The organism is Desulfotalea psychrophila LSv54, assembly GCF_000025945.1.
GTDB lineage: Bacteria > Desulfobacterota > Desulfobulbia > Desulfobulbales > Desulfocapsaceae > Desulfotalea > Desulfotalea psychrophila.
This window is the reverse complement of sequence record NC_006138.1, coordinates 2,471,110-2,495,044: the sequence shown is the minus strand read 5'-3', so window position 1 is coordinate 2,495,044 and position 23,935 is coordinate 2,471,110. Positions and strand designations below refer to the sequence as shown.

The window sequence follows — 23,935 nt, the reverse complement described above, 5'->3', positions numbered from 1 at the left end:
CCTATCCCAGTTGTGAACGTGAATAAACGTCATCGCTTAGATTACCAGGTCCAAAACGCAGGTATTTATGATAGCCGGCAACGGCAATCATTGCTGCATTGTCTGTACAGAGCTTTGCTGCCGGAACAAAAAATTGAAGCTTACATTTATCGCACTCATGGGAAAAGGCCAGGCGCAGGGCCCTGTTGGAGGAGACCCCTCCACCGAGGACGACTGTTGAAATACCATGTGTCCTTGCTGCATTAATAGTTTTAGTCACTAAAACATCTATAACAGCCTGTTGGAAAGAGGCACAGATATCAGCCCTTTCTTCTTTTGTAATACTACCATTTTTTTGCACAATTTTATTGTGATAATTAAGAACAGCTGTCTTCAAGCCACTAAAGCTGAAGTCAAAACCATCCTTATCCAGCCATGCTCTGGGGAATTTGATACTTTTTTCATCGCCCGTCTCTGCATGGGCTGCGATATGGGGACCTCCCGGATAGGGAAGGCCCAGGACCTTGGCAACCTTGTCAAAGGCCTCGCCTGCTGCATCATCGCGGGTGCGCCCCAGAAGCTCAAAATCCGTACTACTCTTCACCAAAAAAATTGACGAGGTGCCACCGGAGGCGGTGAGGGCGATAAAGGGAAAATCTGGGGTCTCTTCCTCCAAGAGGATGGCAAGAGCATGACCTGCCATATGATCTACTCCGACAAAGGGAATCTTTTTCACCAGAGAGAGGGATTTAGCGTAGGAATAGCCCACCAACAGCGAGCCACTCAATCCCGGCCCCTGGGTGGTAGCAATGAGATCAATATCATCAAGGCTGATCTTAGCGTCAGACAGGGCCTTTTCAACAACGGGTTGGATGGCGCTGAGATGACTTCTGGAGGCAAGTTCAGGGACAACACCTCCAAAACAATTATGAATTTCTTCCTGACCACTGATGACGTTTGACTGTATTGCCGTTCCGTCTATTACAACGGCTGCAGAGGTGTCATCACAGGAACTTTCTATGCCTAATATTATCATATTTATCTTCCTGGAATACATATGAAATGTATTCCGGCTATCTTTGTAAAAAAAAATCTCTCTAAAAAGAAATTCAAATGCACTAGCGTTAAGAACAATCCTGTACTATATGCTTATTATCAAATCAAGGATGAAAGTATATTGGCGAGTACTTTGCAAGTCAACTTTTACCCCTGCCCATGTATAGGAGAAATAAAAATCGTGCTCAAACAACAGCCTTCCCCACTGCCTCTTGTGGATAAATATGACCGTAATATTTCCTATTTAAGAATATCCTTAACGGACCGTTGCAACCTCCGTTGTATCTACTGTATGCCAGAGGATGAAGATGGTAGACATACGACAACAGGTGTTATTCTACAGCATGCAGACCTTTTAACCTACGAAGAAATTCTCCGGGTAAGCCGCTTGGCAACTGCCATGGGTATACGGAAGATTCGTCTAACCGGTGGCGAGCCACTGGTTAGACGAGGTGTCCTTGAGTTTATTCAAGAGCTTAAAAAAGATAGGGGCCTTGAGCAACTGTCGCTTACCACCAATGGTGTTTTGCTAGCCGATTATGCAGAGAGACTCTGGCAGTATGGAGTGCGACAACTTAATATATCCCTTGATTCTCTTCAGGCGAAAAAATTCTTCGAAATCACTAAACGGGACCTCTTTGCTCAAGTATGGCGGGGCATTTGCGCTGCGGAAGAGCTGGGCTTTTGCATTAAAATAAACGTGGTTGCCATGCAGGGCGTCAACAGTGATGAATTTGTAAATTTTGCCCAGTTGGCCCTCGATCGCAACTTTGAGGTCCGTTTTATAGAGTTCATGCCCATGGGGGAATCCACCAGCTGGAAAAAGGAGCGATTTATCTCCGTCGATGATATTATTGCAGATATAAAAACCGTAGCCCAGTTAACCCCCTGTAACCATGCAAAGGGAGCAGGACCTGCAAAAATGTATGATATATCGTCTGCAGATGGCAGAACAGGCAAGATTGGTTTTATCAGTCCACTCAGCCATCATTTCTGTGACCAGTGTAATCGTCTGCGTCTTACCTCTGAAGGTAAATTAAGATCCTGTCTGCTTAACGATAAAGAGTTAGATCTCAAGTCGGTTATCCGGACCGGTGGCAGCGATGAGGAGTTAATGGCAATAATTCGAAAATCAGTGCTCACTAAACCAAAGGGCCACTCCTTTGATGGAAATGGCCCGGAAGATGGCGAAAAGTGCAGTGGCCAAATGTCACGGATTGGCGGGTGAATACTCGAGGCTATTCTCGTCCTGCGGGTAGGAACCGAGCCATTCGAAATATGAGCACTCCTGCTTGAGACGGGCACAGCCCCTCTTGATCTGCTCATCCTCTATATGGCCAATCATATCAAGGAAGAATAGGTACTTCCACTGTTTACCCTTGATTGGTCGGGATTCAATCTTGGCCAGGTTGATGCCCTCTTCTGAGAGAACTGACAGTATCTCATTAAGGGCTCCAGGTCGATCCATCAGGCCAATGAGAAGGGAGGTGCGATCGCGGCCGCTGATGCCCGGTGACTCCTTACCAATGATTAAGAACCGGGTAGTATTTCCCTCATAATCCTCAATGCCCTTAACCACGACCTGAAGATCGTAGGTGCTGATGGCAAGAGAGGATGCTATTGCCCCTATATTGGGATTATCAGCCGCCATTTTTGCGGCAAGACCCGTGGAGAAGACAGGCAGGGTGGGGGTGTTGGGCAGATGCTTACGTAACCAATCCCGACACTGGGCAAGGGGTTGATTGTGGGAGGCTACCGTCTGAATATCCTCGATATTTCCAGATTTACAGACAAGATTATGGGAGATGGCCAGTTGCATCTCTCCACAGATCTTAATCTTGTACTTCATAAAAGAATCGAGGGTGGAGAAAACGGCCCCTTCAATTGAGTTCTCCACCGGAACTATACCGTACTGAACCCGGCCTTTTTCCACCTCGGCAAACACCTCGTCAATGGTTTCAAGGGGTTTATAGTCTGTAGAGTGACCAAAGTACTTTACTCCGGCAAGGTGAGAAAAGGTGGCCTCCGGCCCGAGATAGGCTACCACTGCTTTTTTTTGCGATAGTCTGCAGGTGGTTATTATTTCATGAAAGATCGAGCGAAGTGATTCATCTGGAAAATCACCCTCATTACTGGTGATAAGTCGTTCATAGATCTCACGTTCTCTGAGAGGATCCCATTTTGACCTGTTATCTTCGCTTTTGAGTCTACCAATCTCCTTAGCGAGACCGATTCGTTTTTTAAGTAATTCCAAGATACTATTATCAATTGTATCTATGGATTCTCGTACCTTTGGTATATTGGAGTCTTGTTTCATATTACCGTAATTTAATGACCATTTTTAAAAGAGCTTATAAGATATTATTATGCCAGTCAGATTAGGGGATAGCTCCAGCTATGTCAAGCATATTTGCAGACGGCCAAGTGGCAATATCTTGGCCAAGGGGATGATTATGGAAGAAAAATATAGAAGGTTGTTGCAGACAATAAAAAAATACCCTCAGGTGGCTGTTGCCTTTTCTGGCGGGATTGATTCAAGCTTTCTTCTCCATGCAGCGAGACAGGCGCTGGGCCCGTCAAAGGTGCATGTTGTAACTGTTATTTCTTCCCTGCAGGATGAATTTTTTGCAAAAAGAGTAGATGCCTTTTTGGCCCTGCAATTTGGCAACTCCTGTGTGGCTCATAAGCTTATCCTTGACCCCATGCAGTGGAATCAATTTGTTAATAATGGCAGGGAGCGTTGTTATATTTGTAAGAAAAATATGTATAGAGCCCTTAAGACCTCTCTATCCAGTGGCCAAGGGGAAGTATTAATCCAGTTACTTGACGGCACCAATAAAAGCGATTTAGAGGCGGATAGACCCGGGCTTCAGGCCCTTATCGAGGAAGAGGTAGCGCGACCACTTGCCGAGGTAGGCCTGGTCAAAGGTGAAATTCGTCTTCTTGCCAAAAAGCATGGCTTAGCTAATTGGAATCTTAGCTCTAACTCATGCCTGGCAACTCGTATCGAGAGGGGCACGAAGATTAGCCTGAACCTGTTAACCTCCATAGAACAGGGTGAAAGATTCTTGCAGGGGCTTGGCTTTTCCGGTTGTCGAGTGCAGCCTCGGGCCGATATGGTTCTCCTCCAGCTGCAGGAAAAAGATATTATTCTGGCAATGCAGAGAAATATGCGTGAAAAAACCTTGTCATTCTTCACAAAAATGGGTTTTAATAGTGTCTTCGTCGATTGTCTCGGTAGGCAGTCGTAGAGTTTGCATCTCCCCTATAGAGAATCGTGGTTTTTCGGGGGATAGCTTAGCTAAAATATCATTTTATGCTTGAATATGGACATTTATTCAATTAAGGTGATTTGCACTTAAGTTAATCAGCTGGCCTTGCTAGAAATACTAAGAATTTCAAGCAGGTCAATTCTAAAATGGGAGAGGATCAGTTCTCCTGTTATTACGCAATGAGCTTTTAGTTGGGAGGAATTCATGAACAAAAAGGAACTTATCGAGAGTATTGCAGATGCAGCCGATATCAGCAAGGGTGCCGCTGAAAAAGCATTGAACGGAACTTTGGCTGCAATTGCCGAGACTTTGAAGAAAGGTGACAAGGTTACTCTGGTAGGCTTTGGAACTTTTTCAGTGTCTAAGCGCGAAGCTCGTGACGGAAGAAATCCAAGAACCAACGAAGTTATTAAAATACCTGCGAAAAACATTGCTAAGTTTAAAGCTGGAAGCAAGCTGTCCGAGGCAATTAACTAAAATTGTCTTTGGCCTCTAAGGCTTCCCTAGCTGAAGAGCGCTTTGTTTGTAGTATGCCGTGGTGCTCATTTTTTTGTAGTGGCATGGCGCTGGTTTTGACAGATTTGCTCTGTAAGGAGGTTGTTCCCGCTTGGGAGTAACCTCCTTTTTTTATGGCCTATGCTAAAATCATAAACAGATGGGGGCCGTTATGGCAGTGGGTATTTTTGCAGTTTTCACAGGAAATGGTAAGGGGAAAACTACTGCCGCCCTCGGGCATGTGGCCAGAGCCCTTGGCCATGGCAAAAAAGTTTGTGTTATTCAGTTTATAAAGGGTGGTTGGCAGACGGGTGAAGAGCAGTTCTATACCTCCTGTCCCGGAGTAGATTTTCATGTCCGGGGCCGTGGTTTTACCTGGAAAAGTGAAGATCTGGATAAGGATATCGAGGTTGCCCGTAAGGCATGGTCGTTTGCCCAGGAAATTATCAAAGCAAACCAGTATGATCTTCTGGTTCTTGATGAGCTTACCTACCTTGCCCACTATTCAATGATAAGCGAAGAAGAGATCCTTCGTTCAATAGGGGAAAGGCCCCCCTCCCTGCACATTATTGTCACGGGCAGATATGCAGGGGAGAAGATGATAGAACAGGCAGATCTGGTAACTGAGATGAAAGAGGTTAAGCATCCCTACAAACAGGGGGTGAAGGCGCAGGCAGGCTTTGACTTTTAAGCTTACCTGAGATAATTTTGAGAAGTATCGGTTCTCTTTTTAAGGGAAGCGATGATCTTTAGTTCGAGCTATTTTTTACGTTAAAAGGATGTATCAGAGATGAAAGTAACGCTATTGGATTATGGGGCTGGCAATGTTCGTAGTATACGTAATGCTATTCGGGCGTTAGGATGTGAAATTGTAGAGGTACAGCATCCCGAAGATATTTTAACGGCAGATAAACTGATCTTTCCGGGGGTCGGAAGCTTTGGCTCTGTGATGCACACCCTGCGTGACCGTGGCTATATAGAACCTCTCAAGCGAAGAATAGAGGAAGACAAGCCCTTTCTTGGCATCTGTGTTGCCCTGCAGGCCCTGTTTGAAGGCAGTGAAGAGACCCCCGGCGTGGCGGGGCTTGGCATCCTGCCGGGGCAGATCAAAAAATTTGTGCGCTCGGCCCTATCGGTGCCGCAGATTGGCTGGAATGGCATTCATCTCCTCAAAGAATCTCCCTCCTTTGCTGGCTATGAGGAAGAAAAGCTCTATTTTGTTCACTCCTACCATGCACCCCTTGATACTGTGCCTGAGGATTGGGCCTTAACAGCAACAGATTACGGTACTCGCTTTATCTCGGCGGTGGAAAAGGGAAATGTTACCGCATTTCAGTTCCACCCGGAAAAGAGCGGACAAGCCGGTTTGAACCTTCTCCAGAATTTCCTCTCCTCCCAGAAGAGGCCCTCGCAGACTCCAATCGTACCGATTGAGATAGAGAAGAAGACAGAGCATGCAAAGCGTGTTATTGCCTGCCTTGATGTACGCTCCAATGATAACGGTGATCTTGTTGTGACCAAGGGCGATCAGTATGATGTTCGTCAGGAGGGTGAGGTGCGAAATCTGGGCAAACCGGTGGATCTTGCCCGTCGCTACTATCAGGAGGGGGCCGACGAGGTAACTTTCCTCAATATAACAGGCTTTAGAGATTTTCCCATGGAGGACCAGCCCATGATTGAGGTGCTGCAGAAGGCCTCTGAAAATGTATTTGTACCCCTTACCATTGGTGGTGGCATCCGTGACTTTACCGATAGCAATGGTAAGTATTACTCTGCCCTTGACGTTGCCGCTCAGTATTTCAGATCCGGGGCCGATAAAATATCTATTGGCTCCGATGCCGTAGCCATTGTTGAGGAATATCTGGCCACCGGCAAGAAGAGCGGCAAGAGCTCCATCGAACAGATCTCTGCCGTCTATGGTGTGCAGGCAGTTGTTATCTCTGTAGATCCGCGCAGAGTCTACGTACAAAGCCCGGACGAGACTACTCATACCTGTGTTAAAACAGGGAGTTTAGGACCTAATGGCGAAGAGTACTGTTGGTATCAGTGTACGATTAAGGGCGGTCGGGAGGGAAGTAAGCTCGATGCTGTCCAGTTGGTGCAGGGCTGTGAGGCCCTGGGGGCGGGAGAGATTCTGCTCAACTGTATTGATAAGGATGGTACCAACGATGGTTTTGAGCTTGAACTGATCTCTCTGGTCAAGAAGGCTGTCTCCATTCCGGTTATTGCCTCCAGTGGTGCTGGCTCTGCCCGGGATTTTGTCGAGGTCTTCCGAGAAACAGATGCCGATGCGGCTCTGGCAGCGGGAATCTTTCACAGAGAAGAGGTTCCAATCTCTGAGGTAAAGACAACCCTTATGCAGGCAGGAATCTCCTGTCGCTGATAACACCTCTGTTGAATAAGGATATTATATGTCTTCAGAATCTGACAAAAAGCTTGAGATAAGACTTGCCTCCCCCAGGGGATTTTGTGCCGGCGTCGAGCGTGCCATTGAAACGGTAAAGCTTGCCCTCAAGGAACATGGAGAACCCGTCTATGTCCTCCATGAAATTGTCCACAACAGGCATGTTATTGATAATCTTCGCCAGGGAGGAGCTGTCTTTGTCGAAGAGCTGGAGCAGATTCCCGCCGGTGCCATCTGTATCTTTAGTGCCCATGGCGTTTCCCTGCAGATAGAGAAACGGGCAAAGGCGCTTGGCCTCAAAACCATTGATGCCACCTGTCCCTTGGTGAGCAGTGTCCACCGCATGGTTGAGAAGTATCATGCCGAGGGCTGTTCGGTGGTTATTATTGGCCACCATAGACATCCGGAGGTGGAGGGCACTGCCGGAAGGGTGACAGGTGAGGTCTATGTGGTGGCAACGGCGGCAGAGGCAGAGAAGTTGCAGGTCAATAATTCCGAAAAGATAGCCTTTGTTACCCAGACAACCCTGGCCGAAAATGATATAGAGCAGGTGCTTGTGGTTTTAAGACGGCGCTTTCCCCTCTTGCAGGGGCCAAAATCAAATATCTGCTTTGCCACCCAGAATCGGCAAAATGCGGTGAGAACTCTGGCCCGTTGTACCGACCTTATTCTGGTGGTTGGCTCAAAGAACAGCTCCAACTCTAATCGCCTTCGTGAGGTGGGGACGGAGACAGGAACACCGGCTTATCTCATTGATGACTTTAAAGATTTAAAAGAATCCTGGTTTAGGGGTTGTGAGCGAGTGGGCATTACGGCCGGAGCCTCGGCACCGGAAAGCCTGGTGGAGGGAGTTGTCGTCTGGTTGCTGAAGAGAGGACGCTACGAGATAACAGAGATGACAGGACAACAGGAGAAGGTTCATTTTAAGGCGGCAAGCCTTATTGATTAATAAAAAGGCGATAGAGATTTTCTCTATCGCCTTTTCTCTTTCTAGGAGAGAGCTTCAGTGATTCTTGCCATTGCCTTCTCTATATTTTCCGGGCTGTTGAAGGCGGAAATGCGAATATAGCCATTTCCGCAGGTGCCAAATCCTGCTCCCGGGGTACAGACAACCCCCGCCTTGCTGAGGAGCATATCAAAGAACTCCCAGGAATCTGTTTTACCATCAATCCAGATATAGGGAGAGTTTTCTCCGCCCACATAGGAGTAGCCCAGCTTGTCATGGTTTGACAGACAACCTTGGCATTGGCCATATAGTAATCGATGAGCTCTTTGCATTCAGCCTTGCCCTCGGGGGTATATGTGGCGGCAGCGGCCCGTTGAATAGGGTAACTTACCCCGTTGAACTTGGTGCAGTGGCGTCTGTTCCACATACTGTGCAGGGAGTGGCTGTTACCCTCGCTGTCGTAGGCCATACAGGCCTTGGGTACAACGGTATAGGCACAGCGGGTGCCGGTGAAGCCTGCATTCTTAGAAAAAGAACGAAACTCAATGGCAACCTTGTCAGCGCCCTCTATTTCATAGATGGACTTTGGCAGGGTATCGTCCTGGATAAAGGCCTCGTAGGCTGCATCAAAGAGGATCAGGGCCTTGTTCTCTATGGCATAGTCAACCCATCTTTTCAGGCCAGCCTTGGTGATGGTGGAACCTGTAGGGTTGTTGGGGAAGCAGAGATAGATCAGATCAACCTTTTCCGTAGGAAGTTCCGGGACAAAGTTGTTCTCCTTGGTGGAGTCAAGGTAGACGATATTTTGATATCTGCCATCGGCAAAGAGTCCGGTGCGTCCTGCCATAACATTGGTGTCGAGATATACAGGGTATACGGGATCAGGGATGGCAATTTTTGTCTCGGCAGAGAATATCTCCTGAATATTACTGGTGTCGCATTTGGCACCATCACTGACAAAGATCTCATCGGCTACGATACCCGCCCCACGGCTCTGGAAGTCATTTTCAGCTATGGCCTCCCGTAAAAAGGCATATCCCTGCTCGGGGCCATAGCCGTGAAAGGTGCTGTCATTTGCCATCTCGTCAACGGCCTGGTGGAATGCGGCAATAACGCTTGGGGTGAGACCCCTGGTAACATCACCGATACCAAGTTTAATAACCTCTTTTTCAGGGTTTTCTTCCTGGAAGGTAGCAACTCTTTTTGCAATATCGGAAAAAAGGTATGAGGCTTGGAGCTTTAAATAATTTTCATTGATTGTTATCATGTCATCCTCTAAAGTTTTCTTACAATGATTGTTGCCAGATAGGTTCGAAAAAGGCGTCTTATATTTTATATAAGATGGCACAATCTAGTCATGGTGTTTGAGAAGTAAAGACCCCATGGGGTCACATTCTCTTTTTAGATAAGATATAATTTTCGCGGTTCATGTGTCAACTGATTTCTGTCGTTCAACCCGTGTTTTTGTCTGTTTTTTTTATATTTGTTTGCTGAAAATTCTTTTTTTAAAGAAAAAAAGAGAACGAAAGAGGGCAAGCTTGATTTGACGGGATGAAGGGTACATGTTTTGTATGAATAATATAGATAAAGGATAGATATGCAATCTCCAGAGCATGAGACAATTTATAGAAAAGATTATACCTCCCCCGCCTTTTTAGTGGAAAAAACTGAGCTGTTGTTCCAACTCTTTGCAGAGAGAGCCGTGGTTACAGCCACGGTATCCTACAGACAAAACCCGGATGGGAACCCTGCCGAGGGTCTTCTCCTGCTCGGTGAAGAGCTTCTTCTTAAGGAGGTCGCCCTTGATGGTCGCACTCTTAATAAAAACGACTATGAGCAAACGGATAAGTTCCTGCGTATTGCAGATGTACCAGAAAATTTTATACTCCGGTTGGTGACTGAGATCTATCCGGATAAGAACACCTCTCTTGAGGGACTGTATAGAACAAACGGTAATTACTGCACTCAGTGTGAGGCAGAGGGCTTTCGCAAGATTACCTACTATCCTGATCGTCCCTGTGTCCTTGCCCCCTTTACCACCCGTATCGAAGCCGACAAAAAGGCCTGTCCCGTAATGCTCTCAAATGGCAACAGGATAGATGCAGGTGAACTTGAAGGCGGCAGACACTTTGCCCTTTGGCAGGATCCACACCCCAAACCATCCTATCTCTTTGCCCTGGTGGCAGGTGAGCTTGTTGCCATTGAGGAGAGTTTTACCACTCGTTTCGGTCGAGAAGTAGCCCTGAAGATATTTGTTGAAGAACGAAACAAGACAAAGTGTGACCACGCCATGGTCTCCCTGAAAAAAGCAATGAAGTGGGACGAGGATGTTTTTGGTCTTGAGTATGATCTTGATATTTTTATGATTGTGGCCGTGGATGATTTTAATATGGGGGCCATGGAGAATAAGGGCCTCAATGTCTTTAACTCCAAATATGTCCTGGCCCTGCCCGAAACAGCCACCGATCGCGATTATCTGGGGATTGAAGGTGTTATCGCCCATGAATATTTTCATAACTGGACCGGTAACAGGGTGACCTGTCGTGATTGGTTTCAGCTCAGCCTTAAAGAAGGACTGACCGTATTTCGCGATCAGGAGTTCTCCTCGGATATGAACTCACGGCCCGTTCAGCGCATTGACGATGTCAAAGTCCTGCGCGACCATCAGTTCAAGGAGGATGCCGGGGCCATGGCCCATCCCATTCGTCCCGATGCCTATGTGGAGATAAATAATTTTTATACGGCCACCGTCTATAATAAGGGCGCCGAAGTGATCCGCATGATCCATACCCTGCTGGGGGCAGAGAAATTTCGGGCCGGCATGGACCTCTATTTTGTCCGTCACGATGGTCAGGCCGTAACCTGCGATGATTTTGTGGCAGCAATGGAGGATGCCTCCGGCGTTGATCTTCTCCTCTTTCGTAACTGGTACTCCCAGGCAGGTACCCCATGTCTTGAGGTGAAGGAAGAGTGGAATAACAACGAGGAGACCTATCGTCTCTATATTCGCCAGACCTGTCCTCCCACCCCGGGCCAGGAGAGCAAGGCCCCCTTTCATATTCCCGTAGCGGTGGGTCTGCTTGGAGAAAACGGCCAGGATCTGCTGGCCGAGGGTACCAGGGTGCTCCATCTTAAGGAGACTGAGCAGTGTTTTCTCTTTGAAGGTATCAAGGAAAAGCCTGTCCTCTCTTTCCTCCGCGGCTTCTCTGCCCCGGTACGAGTTAAGCCATTTCAACCCTCTGCCGAGTTGGTCTTTCTCATGGCCCACGACAGCGATCTCTTTAATCGCTGGGATGCAAGTCAACGCCTCACCATTAAAACCATTCTCAGGGTGGTGGACCAGTTGCAAAGAGGTGAGACTTTGACCCTTAAACCTGCCTTTGTTGAGGCCATGCAGGCAAATCTGCGGGCAGTTGGTGACCAGAGCCTGGTGGCCCAGGCCATTCGTCTCCCCGAAGAACGTTATCTAGCCTCCCTGATGGCGCAGGTAGATGTGGAGAATCTGCATAGGGCCCATGACTTTGTCCGTAGTGAGATTGCCCGACAGTGCCAAGACGATTTGGCCAGGGTCTATCGAGAGAATCAGGAAGAGACAACCTACTCCATAACTCCTGCCGCCATGGGACGAAGGGCAATAAAAAATGCGGTACTGCCCTATTTAGTAACCATGTCCGACTGGTGGCAGACCTGTGCCGACCAGTACCATAGCGCAACCAATATGAGCGATGCCATCGCCGCCCTGGCCGCCATGGTTGATACGGAATCTCCCCTTAAGAAGGAGTTACTTGCCGATTTTTACAACAAGTGGCAGGCAGACCCTCTGGTCATGGATAAGTGGTTTGCCATTCAAGCAGGATCAACCGTGGGGGATACCCTGACTCAAGTGAAGAAACTGATGAAAGACCCTCAGTTCTCCATGGCCAACCCCAATAAGGTCCGAGCCCTTATTGGCTTTTTTGCCAACAATAACCATCTCTGCTTCCACGATGTCAGCGGAGCCGGCTACGCCTTTCTGGCCGATAATATCATTGCCCTGCACAGGGCAAACCCTCAAATAGCCGCCCGACTCTCATCGGCCTTTACCGGCTGGCGCAAATATGATGAGACGCATCAACTCCGCGCCAAAGAAGAGATGCAACGGGTTCTGGCCACCGAAAATCTCTCAACGGATGTTCACGAGGTGGTAAGCAAGTTGCTCTAAAAGTATTAACCTGCCGGGACTCTGTCCCGGCAGGCTAAAAAACATTTACCACAGAGAACACAGAGAACACAGAGTTTTGTAGGATGAAAAAAAAGGATTACTTCGTAGGGGCTGGAACAGATCAACTATGCTTTTCTCTCAGTGTCCTCTGTGCTTAATTTCTAAAGCTACTCGGTAAATCCGTCCTGCCCACTCGTAACACTCGGCTTTATCCTGGGCCGCCTGTCTCGCCCGCAAAGACTCTATTGTTGAAACACCTATGACCTTATCTTTCCTGTAGTTTTTTAGCAGTTTAAATATTCTTCCCTCTGTGTTCTCAGTGCTCTCTGTGGTTAACTTCTTTTCGGTTTTCGCCAACTTCTCCGGTGCTCAGCTCCGTGCGATCCCCCTCTTGCAGAAGCCCGCAAAGCCCTAAACTAATAAAACACCTTGCAGAGATCCGCAAAACTAATAAAACACCCTTGCGCAAACCCGCAAAGGCTAACTTATTAAGCGGACAGCCCTTGCATGAACCTGCAAAGGCCGTTTTATTGCTCCGACAGCCCTTGCATGAACCCGCAAAGACCATTTTATTGCTCCGACAGCCCTTGCGTGAACCCGCAAGGGCTACTTTATTGCTGAGAGAGCCTTTGCAGAGACCTGTAAGGAGCATTTTGTCTCCAGGTCAGGCTTTGCAGGTGCCTGCTCTGGTACTTTTGTTTTTCGCCACTTCGCTACGCTTTGCTGCTACTGACAGCTTTTAGCTGATAGCTCGCCATTTCGCTACGCTCCACTGCTATAGCTGGTAGCTGTCAGTAACTCATTGAATCTTACTATACTCATGCTCCAGATGGTCGTAGTCAAAGATATCGAGGCCTGTCTTACGAATCCCCTCCAACCACACCTCAACCTCTTCCTGATTATGAGAATGCTTCGAAAGTGCGGCATTCTTAAGAAGATCATACTCATTGGGCAGACTGGTGACAAAGATGGCCGGATCATCGGTGTTTATACAGACCTTGGCCTTGCTGGTTCGCAGGCCATGGGGGTTGAAGCGAGCACCTGTATTCAAGTCTTCCCTGTTAATAGGATGCCAGCGGAATATGGGATGCTCGGCATGATCACCCAAAAATGAGATATAGACATTGGAGGTGGGATTGGTTTCGATGATGATCTCTTTATCACATATCTTTTGGATGAGAGAGTCTTGGATCAGCTCTAAGAGGAGAAGGTCGTCGTCACAAATTGTCTCGTATTTATCTAACTTTCCTGTGGCCTCATATTTTTTAAAGATCTTTTCCGAGCCTCGTTCTCGCACATCTTGGCGATGCTGGTAGTCATTGTTGATTTTATGGGCCTCTCTATTATGGCCATCTTCTGCACAGCGCAGCTCCTTGGGAGGTAGGGCCTCTCGGATATACTCATCCAATTCGCTCATATCACTATAATGGCCCAGAGAGGTGCCTGCTTTTTGGGGATTGTCGACCTGAAACCGTTGCATTTTCAGGGGACAGTACTGTCGGAGTTTCCAGGCCAGGCGGTGATCATCCAACAACAACAAAAACACCATGAAGTTCTTTATCCACAGAGGCCTATTGTTTTTGAATATAACGCCGCACTAAGCGGAAAATTATAGTTGGCTATAATGTTTGAGGAACGAAAAACAGCCAACTGTAAATTTTCCGTTTAATTGCCTTGTTAACTTAATTAAACTCACGCTTGATGGTTGCGAGTACTTCACCAAAAGTTTCAGTAATGTTGCTATATCGAATTTGTTGGACACCTGCAATATTAGAAAATTCTTCGGTTGAATTTTCCATTAAAACAATAGCCCGATTAAACCCTAACCTCCCTTGAAACAAACCGATTTCATGGATTACATTTTGCCTTGCTCTCAATTGGCCTGTGTCTTGTTCATCTTCGGCTGTCATTACCAACAAAGCAAATGTACTGTTATTAACCATATCTTCAAGAATGTCTCTGATCGTGTGACCAGCCCTAGCACCAGTTTCGTATGCTTCAATCTTTATATTGTGCTTATCTTGGAGATGATCTTTTAAATCCCGCCATTGGCTTGATCCACCATGACCGATAAAAACTGTCAGATTTTCTTCAAGTTCAGGAGAAGGCGTAACATAATCTTCTGTGGCGTATTTTTCAAATATTTCAAAAATACTATATATAAAAGCCCTATCACTACTACTGACTTCGATTACTGTATAAGTTGGAGAAACATTTACATGAACGGACAACTTATTACACCAATGTCGAAAAGATGCAGAGTTTTGATACTTTCTATAATCTGAAAAGAATTCGTCTTGAGTATCATAGTGCCATTCAGAGTCATCATGCTCAACTGATAATATTACGCAATCTATTTCTAGCTCATTTTGCACGGCAAATTCCGAAAGCTTCTTATAAGCCTCTTTCAGCGCATCTGTTCTAAATCTAACATTTCTATATGTTTTATTTTTTTGCATAATTTATAAAGTAACCAATAGTATGAAAATCAAGCTAACAGTGTTGATAAGTAGAAAAATTTCGGCATATTACTTTTATAGTACCTCTTTTTTTCTGCAGATCTGAATATAGAGGAGGCAAAGATGAAAAGCAAGCTTGATTCCCCCTAATCCTAACTTAAAACTTGTGGGACAGGTGCAGGAGATTTTGCGCTTTCACTACTACTCATTCACCACAGAGAGAAGCTACTACTCTTGGGTCATCAGATATTTACAGCACTACAAGTATGCAGACCACCCCAAAGAATATGGGCACAAAAGAGGTACAAGGATTCCTCTGTTACCTAGCATCAAAGAGGAAGGTCTCTGATGTACCCAGAAACAAGCACTCAACACCATCCCTATTCCTAAAAAGTTAAAAACGCTCTCAAGCAACACGTTGAAAAAAGGTGTCAGCTGTAGGAGTGAAATGTTAGCTGAATGGCAAGCTATCAGTTTTAGCAGTGACGCGTAGCGGAATGGGCGAGTTATTAGTTATGAACTGTCAGGAACTGCAATAGCATAATTTGAAGTTACCGTAGGCAGGGGAGCAGTGAAACGGGGATGTAAGAAAAGGCAGTGAAGGGCATGGATCTTTTGTAAGAGGGGATAAATCGAGTTGATCAGCAAGGGCTACTACAGCTCAGTTATGCTCTTTTCTCCATTTGAGCAGTTTAAATATTTCCCCCTCTGTGTCCTCTAAGCAGTGGTTAACTGCTTTTCTTTTGAACTCGCCATTCCGCGATTAAGCTATAATCTCCAGCAAGTCCTGTTTTTCTGTGCTTTTTAATTAATTTCCTCTGTGTTCTCTGTGCCCTCTGTGGTTAACTGCTGTTTTCTTTTTCTTCTTTTAGCTGACAGCTGACAGCTGACAGCTGATAACTGACAGCTATCGTCATAGCTATTTCTCCACCGGCCGAGTGTGGCAGAAGAGGCAACGAAACTTTGACGGATGTTCGGCGGGGAGGGGGCTTTCCTTGGCAGGTCCATGGCACGACATACAGTGCTGCTCGGCCTCCTTCTTTTCCATGCTGTAGAAGCGTTTGTGATCGCTGTCCATGGGCAGGGGAGCTCTTCTCCGGTGCTCTCAGGATGCCCGCACAGAGAAGGACAAAGGCTGTATTGAGAAGGAGTCTGTTTTGCCCCTGCCAGCTGTTCTACTCTTCACAAATATTCACTTTTTTGATGTCCCGGCCATTTCCACGGTATCAATCTTTATAATTTTACTGCAAGTGTTAAAGGGAATTATGCCCTGCCCTCCATATAACCATGAATTTGTTTGTACCAAACATTCATGCTCTCAAGTTGCCCTGAGATTTGGGTGTTATTGGTGAGTGTACCTGCATATTGATAACCTCGCTTGGCAAAGGTGCTGTTCATTCCAAAGGAGTATGCCCTGGCAATTGTATAGGCGGTTTGCACGCCTCTTTTCATGACGTCGTCTTCCATTACTGCCAATAGGTAGGTCGCAAGGCCCTTGCCACGGCTGTTTAGGTGTGTGGCAAAATCGGTCATTTCAACATTGCGGGCGTTGAAATCGATTTCAGCAGACGACTGGGCAATGAGTTCTGTTCCCTTGAAAATGCCGTGATAGATGACATTTTGTTCCATGGTCGTTGCCAGGTAATCCGGATCATGAATTGGGAATGGATAGGTAGGGAAAACCTGTTTGAACAGAAACGCCATTGTATTAATGTCGTTTCTGTTCATGATCCGGCATGTAAGTCCAGGGGAGAGCATGTGTGACTCCACCCCATCGGAGTATTTGCTATGGGCGGCCTCAATTACTTGCTCAATCAGTTCAGGCCTGGTTTCAAGCTTGCGTGCCAAATCAATGTATCTGCCAGAGAAGTAGCCACACTCCTCTCCATTGAAGAGTCCTGGTACTTTGGCTTCCTCAATGAACATGTTTTGCTCAAAGAACTGTTTGCAGCTCTCCGGGAACTTTGCAAAAATTTTAGAGTAGCCATTAGAGTCGGCCAGCTTGAGGGCATAGTGAATAACATCCTGGCAGTCGGTTCGTGTCGTCTTCATAACGTACACGCGATCATTCTCCGGTCCATGCTGTATAACGGAGTCCCGAAACATTTCTATCTTATCGCTCACTGTCTCTCCGCTCCATACGTTCATTTTTCTTAGGCACCAAAGAAATTGTCCGGTCGTGGTCTGCCAACAGTTTTTCTATTCCAATGGCTCGAGACTCTTCAGCGTCATTAAGGTATAATTGCAGGTTGCAATCAGCACATTTGCGATCACAAAAGGTAGACTCATAGCTGTCTGGTTCCTGATAAGTTGTAATGACCCCCTCATAGTTGCGCAGTATGACCTTATTTGTAGAAAAGGAAACCAGATAATTTGGGTTAAGTGGAATTTTCCCCCCTCCGCCTGGAGCGTCTACCACATAGGTAGGTACTGCAAAACCACTAGTATGGCCACGCAGACTTTCCAATATTTCAATACCCTTACCTACTGGAGTGCGGAAATGGTTGAGTCCTTCAGCTAGGTCACATTGATAGAGGTAGTAGGGGCGAACCCTGTTTTCTACCAGTTTATGAACCAGGCTCTTCATAATGCGGGGACAGTCGTTTACACCAGCAAGCAATACACTTTGATTGCCAAGAGGGATGCCTGCATTTGCTAACTTAGCTAAGGCTTCACGAGTTGAGGCAGTGACCTCTCTTGGATGATTAAAGTGGGTGTTAACCCAGAGCGGATGATGCTTTTTGAGCATCGCGACAAGGCTATCAGTAACACGATAAGGTAATACGACCGGCATTCTGGAGCCTATACGAATGACCTGAACGTGTGGAATTGTGCGAAGTTCTGAGAGGATCCAGTCAAGATAATCATCAGAGAGCATGAGAGGATCACCACCGGAGAGGAGAACATCCCTGATGACAGGAGTCTGTCTGATATATTCAATACCATTAAGTATTTCCTGCTTAAGCGGGATAGAGTCAACATCGCCGACTTTTCGTTTTCGGGTGCAATGCCGGCAGTACATTGCGCATGTGTTGCTGACTTGCAAAAGAACCCGGTCCGGGTAGCGATGAGTGATATTGGGAACAGGGCTGTCCTTGTCCTCCGCAAGAGGGTCTTCCATATCATGCGGGGATATGTCCAATTCCTTCGGTGACGGAAAGGACTGGATAAAAATCGGGTCGTTGCTGTAATCCTCGCTATTGATCAGAGAAAGATAATAAGGAGTTATCGACAGAGGAAATTTACGTAGTGTCTCTTTAATTTTTTTTCGGTATTTCTCGTCCATTTCAATGCCAAGCAGGCTTTCAAACTGCTCAACTGATTTAATGCTGTTTCTCAGTTGCCATTTCCAATCCATCCATTTGGATATGTTTATTTTTTCTGTTGATAGTTGCTCAGCAATATTCTGCTGAGTATTTGAGTAAATAGGCATTGTCTGTTCTCCTTTGCTTGTATTAACTAAACAAAATTCTACAATTCCCCATAGGGAAATGAAGACGTTAGGAGGACACCTGCATAAGGCAAACAAAATGAAATATGACGGAATAGCTCGTGCCACAGATAAATAGGAAGGCCAGGCAGCAGAGTGCCCGAAGATTGAAGTGCTGTTTTTTTTTACAGGTAAGGGCCACCCGCACCCAATCTTGAAGCGGAGTGCCTCAAGCCAGTGCTGCCCAGAAGAAAGAGGATTCGTCCCGAACCTACCAAGGGTAAGCACAGTCCACCTCAACTGCGGGTCTATGATCGGTCCGTTCAGGAAGCGAACGCCGCCAAGACAAAGAGTGATATCTTTTAACAAAGATATTGGCAAATGTCAATTGTTAAATAGTTGAAAGTGCGAACTTTTATGCTTGGTAAGGAATTTTAAATCAGCCTATATCTATGATATATAACCTGTTATTCCGGTTTCCTGACTTTGTTGCTTATTCATCATTATGATCCTCCCCCGACATTGTCGAGTCCATATTAACTCGTTGTAATACGAGGAACAGTAAGCGTTGTGTCAAAGTATCTTTCCCACGAAGACAAAAACAAAATGGATAGAAGGGATCAAAGTGACATCAAGCCGATCGTGACTCTCGTATCATGTCAGCTGGACTTTGTCCGAAATACCGTTTGAATTCACGGCTAAATTGTGAAGCGCTTTCATACCCAACCATATCGGCTGCAATATATGCTTTCATCTGTTCGTTCAGCATAAAATCGCGTGCCCTGCTCAATCGTATTTTTTTAAGATATTGAACTGGGGATTCCGAGGTTACCTCCTTGAAGGCCCGATGGAATGTAGACACACTCATATTCGCAAGTTGAGATAAGCGTTCAACATCAAGCTTGGATGCATAATCGTTATGTATCGATCGGAGTGCATGGGATATCCTGGCAAAATTTCCTGTATGTGTAGCCAGTGCGCAAAGAGATGAGGCCTGGGTTCCGCAAAGTGCCCGATACAGTATTTCTTTTATCAGCCCCGGTCCCAGAATTTTGCTTTCAGTTTCAGACTGTAGACATTTCAACAACCTTACAACCGCATCACCCATATCCTCATCAAGTTCAGCAGGCCCCACACCTTTAGGCACCTCACTCATCTGTATGTTTCGCAAGTCGCCATCCAACCCCATGATCCCGATCAATTCATGAAGTGTGGCTATGTTGATGTCAATGTAAAGCCCGAGAAATGGAGCGGTTGGAGTGGAAAAGGTCTCACATTCAAAGGGCATGGGAACTGAGGTGACAAGATAATTATTCGCATCATACTGGAAAATACTGACTCCCAGATAACCAATCTTTCGCCCCTGAGCCACAATAAATATTCCGGGATCGTAAACAAGGGGTGTGCGGGGAATGTGCTGGTTAGACATAAAAAATCGAACACCGGGTAATTTTGAATCTGTAAACAGTTCGTTTTTAACAAGCTGATCAAGCAACGCTATCATACTGGACATAATGTTTCTCCCATCCAAAGCCTTTAGTCTGAATTTACACCATGCCATATATGAGCATGTAAATGCAATCAAACATGCAGTAAAAAAACATTCTCAGCAGAATTAGGCAATATTTAAGCAGGAACAGATATTCCATTGCTCCTTGGCTTAGCGTATATTCTCCCCACAGTTCAGCAGCAGCCACATTGAGCGCGTGGCAGTGGCTAGATACAAAATGTAGGGCGGCTCCCGGGCCGAACCTTTATTAAAAAAGAATTGAACAGGGCGGGAAGTAGCCGCCCCTCTTGAAACGGGAAGCAAAGCACAGGTGCTTTAACAAAATAACAGCCCGTTTTTTTAATTGTCGTTAACAGAAGAGAAATAAAAATGGCGAAATTTATTGTTCCAAAAGAAATATTCCACGGCTTAGGCACTCTTGAGAATCTTAAAGGGTTGAAAGGCAGCAAAGCAGTTATTGTCATTGGTGGTAGCTCAGTTCAGAAAAACGGAGCTCTGGAAAGAACTCAGAACTGCCTCTCTGAAGCAAACATTGAATCTGTTGTTTTCTCCGGTGTAGAAGCTGATCCATCTATTGAGACAGTTCTTAAAGGAGCAGAGTTCTTCACCGAGGAACAGCCCGATGTTATTGTCGGATTGGGCGGATGTTCAGCCATCGATGCTGCTAAAGCAATGTGGGTTTTTTACGAGTATCCTGAGTCAAAGCTTGAAGAATTGTCAGCTCCATTTGCTGTTAAGGCCCTGCGTAATAAGGCTTATTTCGTTGCAATTCCCTCAACAAGCGGTACAGGTACAGAAATCACCGGTCTTTCCGTAATTACAGACAGAGAGAAAGGTACAAAATACCCTATCGTTTCTCACGAGCTGACTCCTGACGTGGCTATTATTGATGGCGAGCTTTGCGCTAGCATGCCTAAGCATGTAACTGCAAATACCGGACTTGATGCCCTGAGCCATGGCGTGGAAGCTTATGCCTCAAACATTGCCGACCGTTATAGCGATTCTCTGGCCAAAGGTTCTATTGACCTGGTATTCAAGAATCTCCTCATTGTTGTAGAAGAGCCCAAAAACCTGGAAGCCCGCCAGGCAATGCACGATGCTTCCTGCATGGCAGGTATGGCATTTACCAATGTATGGCTGGGAATTGTTCACTCCATGTCACATCAGATTGGTGGAACTTTCGGTATACCTCATGGTTGTGGTAATGCTATTCTTATGCCTAACGTCATCCGTTTCAATTCCAAGGTAACAGATAAGTATGCCGATCTTGCAGCTCTGTCCGGCAAATCAACTGCTGAAGAGTTCGCCCAGGAAGTATCAAACCTCCGAGCATCTGCAGGTGTTGTAGGGTCACTCAAAGAGTATGGTATTGGTGAGAAAGAGTGGGAAGCAAAGTTGGATACTCTGACTGAGAATGCACTGAACGATCCCTGTACCCTTTTCAACCTCAGAAAACCTACGTTTGAAGAGATCAAGGCAATCTACCAGGCATGCTACGACGGAACAGCGATTAATTTCTAAATCTGGAGCGGACTTGGTATAGTTTCAGAAAAATAAAGGAGGGGAGGGCGGCGTTTTATGGCTCCTCCCTTTTTTTGGTCGTGATGCAAAACGTTGAAGAGATGGCAGAGTATAATTCTAAGGTTTTGATATGGCTACATGTCTTGCCGTTTTTTCGGTGGTACTGAGTGGCATGATAAGGTAATTGCATATATCGAACGAGAATTTCACTAAACAATAAATTGGTAACACAACCAAAAAAATGGCCCAGCATGCATAATAAATCTAAATAATACAAGAGGATATTTAGTTAATTCTTTATTTGTAAACATACGAAGTTCTTTGATCCCTTGTTTAAAAGTCAACTCACGGGTTCAAAGTTCACTATTGATTTGAATTTTTTATCCGTTATTCATAATCTTTACAATTTATTCGTTTTAAAGCATTTTTGAGGTGAGGCTTTGGGGGACATCACGATTAATAATTCAGGCTTGCTTTTTAATGTTAGATCACTAGACTAATTATATATAGTATTTTTCATAAGAAAAGTATTTGAGTAGCACCAACAGGCAGTCTGATTCAATGACTGATCCTAATTTTATAAACACTGGATGAAGGAGTTACTATGAAAGGTGAAATCATTTCAAAAGTGTATCAAAAAATGGTGTGGGTTCAAGACAAGAATGGTACGGAGTATGCCTGCTATATAGAGGATCTCGGTCAAATTAAAAAAAAGGAAGATCTGACCGAAGAAGAACAAAAAAATTGCATGGATTTGAATGTAGTGCTTGGTGACAGTTGGTAAACCGTTCGAGCCTTATTGTTATAAATAAAATCTCCCTTGAAGCTGCTAAGCCCCAAGGGGGATTTTTTTGATAAAGAGACAGGTCTACATCAAAAAAGGGAGAGCTTGTTATGGTCCTCCTTTGGTCGTTGAATATTTTCAATCTTAGTTGTCTTTAATGTACATTTTTCCCCAATAAATTGAGGTCATTTTTAAGCCTGAGTACAGCCAACTCTTTTGCTTTTGCTTCAACCTCGACTGTTGCATCCAGATGAAGCCATTCTTGCGGGAAATCGTTTATATTTATAAAATCAGCGTGAGGTTGAGGCTTTGAAGAACCATACCCGTTGAGAGCTGTAGAAATATGGAATAATGGTTCACGACCAATATTATTCCAGCTTCTTACGCATTCAGTCGTAGCATTTTTAATCGATAACCGATCAGGCAAACATCGATGATGGTGTACATCGTACACAAATGGGATCTTCATATCATCACAAACAGATATCAGATCAGCAGGCGTATAAGAATGATCATCATTTTCAAGGGTGAGCCGAGTTTGAACTCTTGCAGACAACAATGTAAAATTATCTCTTAGTCTTCCAAGGGCAAGGGCTTTGTCACCATACACTCCTCCACCATGGATATTTATTACATCCGCCCCAATAAGTTCTGCTAGTAACCCTTGATATTCCAGTTCCTTAATGGTGTTTTTTACAACTTCTGAATGCGGAGAAGAGAGAACATTAAATTGATCAGGGTGAAGGCTTAATCGAATATCTGATTCTTTCCTGCGTGTACGTATCTTATCGCACTGCGTGATGAGTGCTTTGTGATCCGGCAGCTCATTCAGTTGGTAACCAACACCAGGATGGGTAAATCTCGGAAAGAGCGGAGATGAAACACGAAAAGCTCCTATTTCATGTGCTATAACCCACTCTAACGCTTTACTTAAGCTCAGTAGGTTTTTCAAACAAATAGAGGAGAGCTTTTCTAACTGCTCCCGCCTTGACGTCTTTTTTAGTGCTGTAGCAGTTGTCTGGCGAAAGCGGATAGGCTCTTCACGGAATATACAGCATAATCCCAGTCGAATCATTTTTCTTTCCCCGCTTGAATCATTAGTCTAACTCATAGTGTTCAGGAGGCCGCCTCTCTGCAACTTCTTGCCTTTCAATTTTCCCAGTATACCAGTCAGCTGACACATAGAGAGTGCAGTAGCAACTGCCGAATTCTTTTACATCCGGTTCTCGATAAAGACAGGGACAGATAATGTCACGATCATTATTCCTGTCCCCAGAAGCAAGCCGACAGGGACAAGCCATATAGCCATAACGCTTTTTATTGGTTAAGAGGCCTCGAATAAGTTCAAATGTTTTCTCTCTATCTCCATTTAGATAATATCCTTTTGGCTCATTTTTCTTTTTAAGCACCTCATAGAGTTCATCTACCTCAGTACGAATCCCTATTTTTTCTTTTATTTCCTGAATTTTAGGTCCCACGACAACTGTTTCATCTATGACCACAGTTGGAAATGAACACTTAGGGTTAACCTTCCTGAGGTCTCTTAATGCTTGTTTTTTTTCCTCCCCAGTCAATTCATCAGCCTGTATACAAAGGTGGCCTACCGCGAGATCATCAAACATTTTCTTAATAGCCTGACAGAAACCACAAGTAGTCAAGCTGTATAGGACTATCTTTTTATCAGTCATTTTATCTTACACCCCATGAAAACTTCCCCTGTTTTTGATACTCATACTGAATGTCATTGATACAGCCAATTCAGAGTAGCCACATCAGTATACTTATTTAAAGCGTACACTATATAAAAGAATAAGGTGCAATAGAATATTGCCGGTAAATACTTCCCCAAATACATGGTATCTCTTTAATTGAATGACT

Annotated in this window: 18 protein-coding genes and 1 pseudogene; 9 read left to right on the top strand and 10 right to left on the bottom strand. The window is 45.3% G+C overall.

All coding sequences use genetic code 11. The features are described 5' to 3' along the window. Position 1: 1 nt before the first annotated feature. Positions 2–1,015: a tRNA (adenosine(37)-N6)-threonylcarbamoyltransferase complex transferase subunit TsaD gene (gene tsaD / locus DP_RS11100; protein WP_041277922.1), complete on the bottom strand. Its 1,014-nt coding sequence runs from the start codon at positions 1,013–1,015 to the stop codon at positions 2–4. 201 nt (positions 1,016–1,216) lie between these two features. Between tsaD and moaA the strand changes: the two genes are divergently transcribed. Continuing rightward, a complete protein-coding gene (moaA, locus tag DP_RS11095) occupies positions 1,217–2,263 on the top strand; it encodes a GTP 3',8-cyclase MoaA (protein WP_041277921.1) in 1,047 nt (348 codons plus the stop codon). On the opposite strand, the gene pheA is transcribed toward moaA, so the two are convergent. Next, positions 2,246–3,352 carry a prephenate dehydratase gene (gene pheA / locus DP_RS11090; RefSeq protein WP_011189412.1) on the bottom strand — a complete coding sequence of 369 codons (1,107 nt, stop codon included), beginning with the start codon at positions 3,350–3,352 and terminating at the stop codon, positions 2,246–2,248. The genes moaA and pheA overlap by 18 nt on opposite strands. Before the next feature lie 49 nt (positions 3,353–3,401). Here pheA and DP_RS11085 point away from each other — a divergent pair, with 49 nt between their 5' ends. The 5 genes from DP_RS11085 (at position 3,402) to ispH (ending at position 8,155) form a co-directional block, all read left to right on the top strand. After that, positions 3,402–4,286, top strand: a complete 885-nt coding sequence (locus tag DP_RS11085; RefSeq protein ID WP_011189411.1) for an adenine nucleotide alpha-hydrolase family protein — start codon at positions 3,402–3,404, stop codon at positions 4,284–4,286. Between the two features lie 225 nt (positions 4,287–4,511). Then, entirely contained in the window at positions 4,512–4,784 is a 273-nt protein-coding gene (locus tag DP_RS11080) for an HU family DNA-binding protein (protein WP_011189410.1), read from the top strand. Positions 4,785–4,974: 190 nt separating this feature from the next. Beyond that, positions 4,975–5,493 (top strand): cob(I)yrinic acid a,c-diamide adenosyltransferase, encoded by a 519-nt coding sequence (gene cobO, locus DP_RS11075; RefSeq protein ID WP_265588553.1) that lies wholly within the window; start codon positions 4,975–4,977, stop codon positions 5,491–5,493. A gap of 99 nt (positions 5,494–5,592) precedes the next feature. Beyond that, positions 5,593–7,185, top strand: a complete 1,593-nt coding sequence (locus DP_RS11070) for an imidazole glycerol phosphate synthase HisHF (RefSeq protein ID WP_011189408.1) — start codon at positions 5,593–5,595, stop codon at positions 7,183–7,185. A gap of 28 nt (positions 7,186–7,213) precedes the next feature. Next, entirely contained in the window at positions 7,214–8,155 is a 942-nt protein-coding gene (ispH, locus tag DP_RS11065) for a 4-hydroxy-3-methylbut-2-enyl diphosphate reductase (RefSeq protein WP_011189407.1), read from the top strand. Positions 8,156–8,196: 41 nt separating this feature from the next. Here the strand turns inward: ispH and DP_RS11060 are convergent. Further along, positions 8,197–9,419, bottom strand: a pseudogene (locus tag DP_RS11060) (LL-diaminopimelate aminotransferase). Positions 9,420–9,749: 330 nt separating this feature from the next. Here DP_RS11060 and pepN point away from each other — a divergent pair. Next, a complete protein-coding gene (pepN, locus tag DP_RS11055) occupies positions 9,750–12,353 on the top strand; it encodes an aminopeptidase N (RefSeq protein ID WP_011189405.1) in 2,604 nt (867 codons plus the stop codon). 799 nt (positions 12,354–13,152) lie between these two features. Here pepN and DP_RS16980 read toward each other — a convergent pair. The 5 genes from DP_RS16980 to DP_RS11020 form a co-directional block, all read right to left on the bottom strand. Further along, positions 13,153–13,902 (bottom strand): amidohydrolase family protein, encoded by a 750-nt coding sequence (locus DP_RS16980; protein ID WP_011189403.1) that lies wholly within the window; start codon positions 13,900–13,902, stop codon positions 13,153–13,155. Positions 13,903–14,035: 133 nt separating this feature from the next. Then, on the bottom strand, positions 14,036–14,812 hold the full coding sequence (locus DP_RS16975) for a TIR domain-containing protein (RefSeq protein WP_011189402.1): 777 nt from the start codon (positions 14,810–14,812) through the stop codon (positions 14,036–14,038). 1,263 nt (positions 14,813–16,075) lie between these two features. Further along, on the bottom strand, positions 16,076–16,936 hold the full coding sequence (gene ablB / locus DP_RS11030; RefSeq protein ID WP_049785082.1) for a putative beta-lysine N-acetyltransferase: 861 nt from the start codon (positions 16,934–16,936) through the stop codon (positions 16,076–16,078). After that, positions 16,926–18,245 carry a lysine 2,3-aminomutase gene (gene kamA, locus DP_RS11025; RefSeq protein ID WP_011189400.1) on the bottom strand — a complete coding sequence of 440 codons (1,320 nt, stop codon included), beginning with the start codon at positions 18,243–18,245 and terminating at the stop codon, positions 16,926–16,928. The genes ablB and kamA overlap by 11 nt, the downstream gene beginning before the upstream one ends. Before the next feature lie 628 nt (positions 18,246–18,873). Beyond that, on the bottom strand, positions 18,874–19,755 hold the full coding sequence (locus tag DP_RS11020; RefSeq protein ID WP_041277919.1) for an AraC family transcriptional regulator: 882 nt from the start codon (positions 19,753–19,755) through the stop codon (positions 18,874–18,876). Positions 19,756–20,121: 366 nt separating this feature from the next. Between DP_RS11020 and DP_RS11015 the strand changes: the two genes are divergently transcribed. Together DP_RS11015 and DP_RS11010 are read left to right on the top strand one after the other, a co-directional pair. Continuing rightward, positions 20,122–21,273: an iron-containing alcohol dehydrogenase gene (locus DP_RS11015; protein WP_011189398.1), complete on the top strand. Its 1,152-nt coding sequence runs from the start codon at positions 20,122–20,124 to the stop codon at positions 21,271–21,273. Positions 21,274–21,877: 604 nt separating this feature from the next. Next, the gene (locus DP_RS11010) at positions 21,878–22,057 is read left to right on the top strand and encodes a hypothetical protein (RefSeq protein WP_041277917.1); all 180 of its coding nucleotides are present in this window, start codon (positions 21,878–21,880) and stop codon (positions 22,055–22,057) included. 154 nt (positions 22,058–22,211) lie between these two features. Here the strand turns inward: DP_RS11010 and uvsE are convergent, their stop codons facing one another. Both uvsE and DP_RS18995 read right to left on the bottom strand, forming a co-directional pair. After that, complete coding sequence (gene uvsE / locus DP_RS11005; protein ID WP_011189397.1) at positions 22,212–23,132, bottom strand: UV DNA damage repair endonuclease UvsE; 921 nt, start codon at positions 23,130–23,132, stop codon at positions 22,212–22,214. A gap of 22 nt (positions 23,133–23,154) precedes the next feature. After that, positions 23,155–23,745 carry a ferredoxin-thioredoxin reductase catalytic domain-containing protein gene (locus DP_RS18995; protein ID WP_011189396.1) on the bottom strand — a complete coding sequence of 197 codons (591 nt, stop codon included), beginning with the start codon at positions 23,743–23,745 and terminating at the stop codon, positions 23,155–23,157. Positions 23,746–23,935 lie beyond the last annotated feature (190 nt).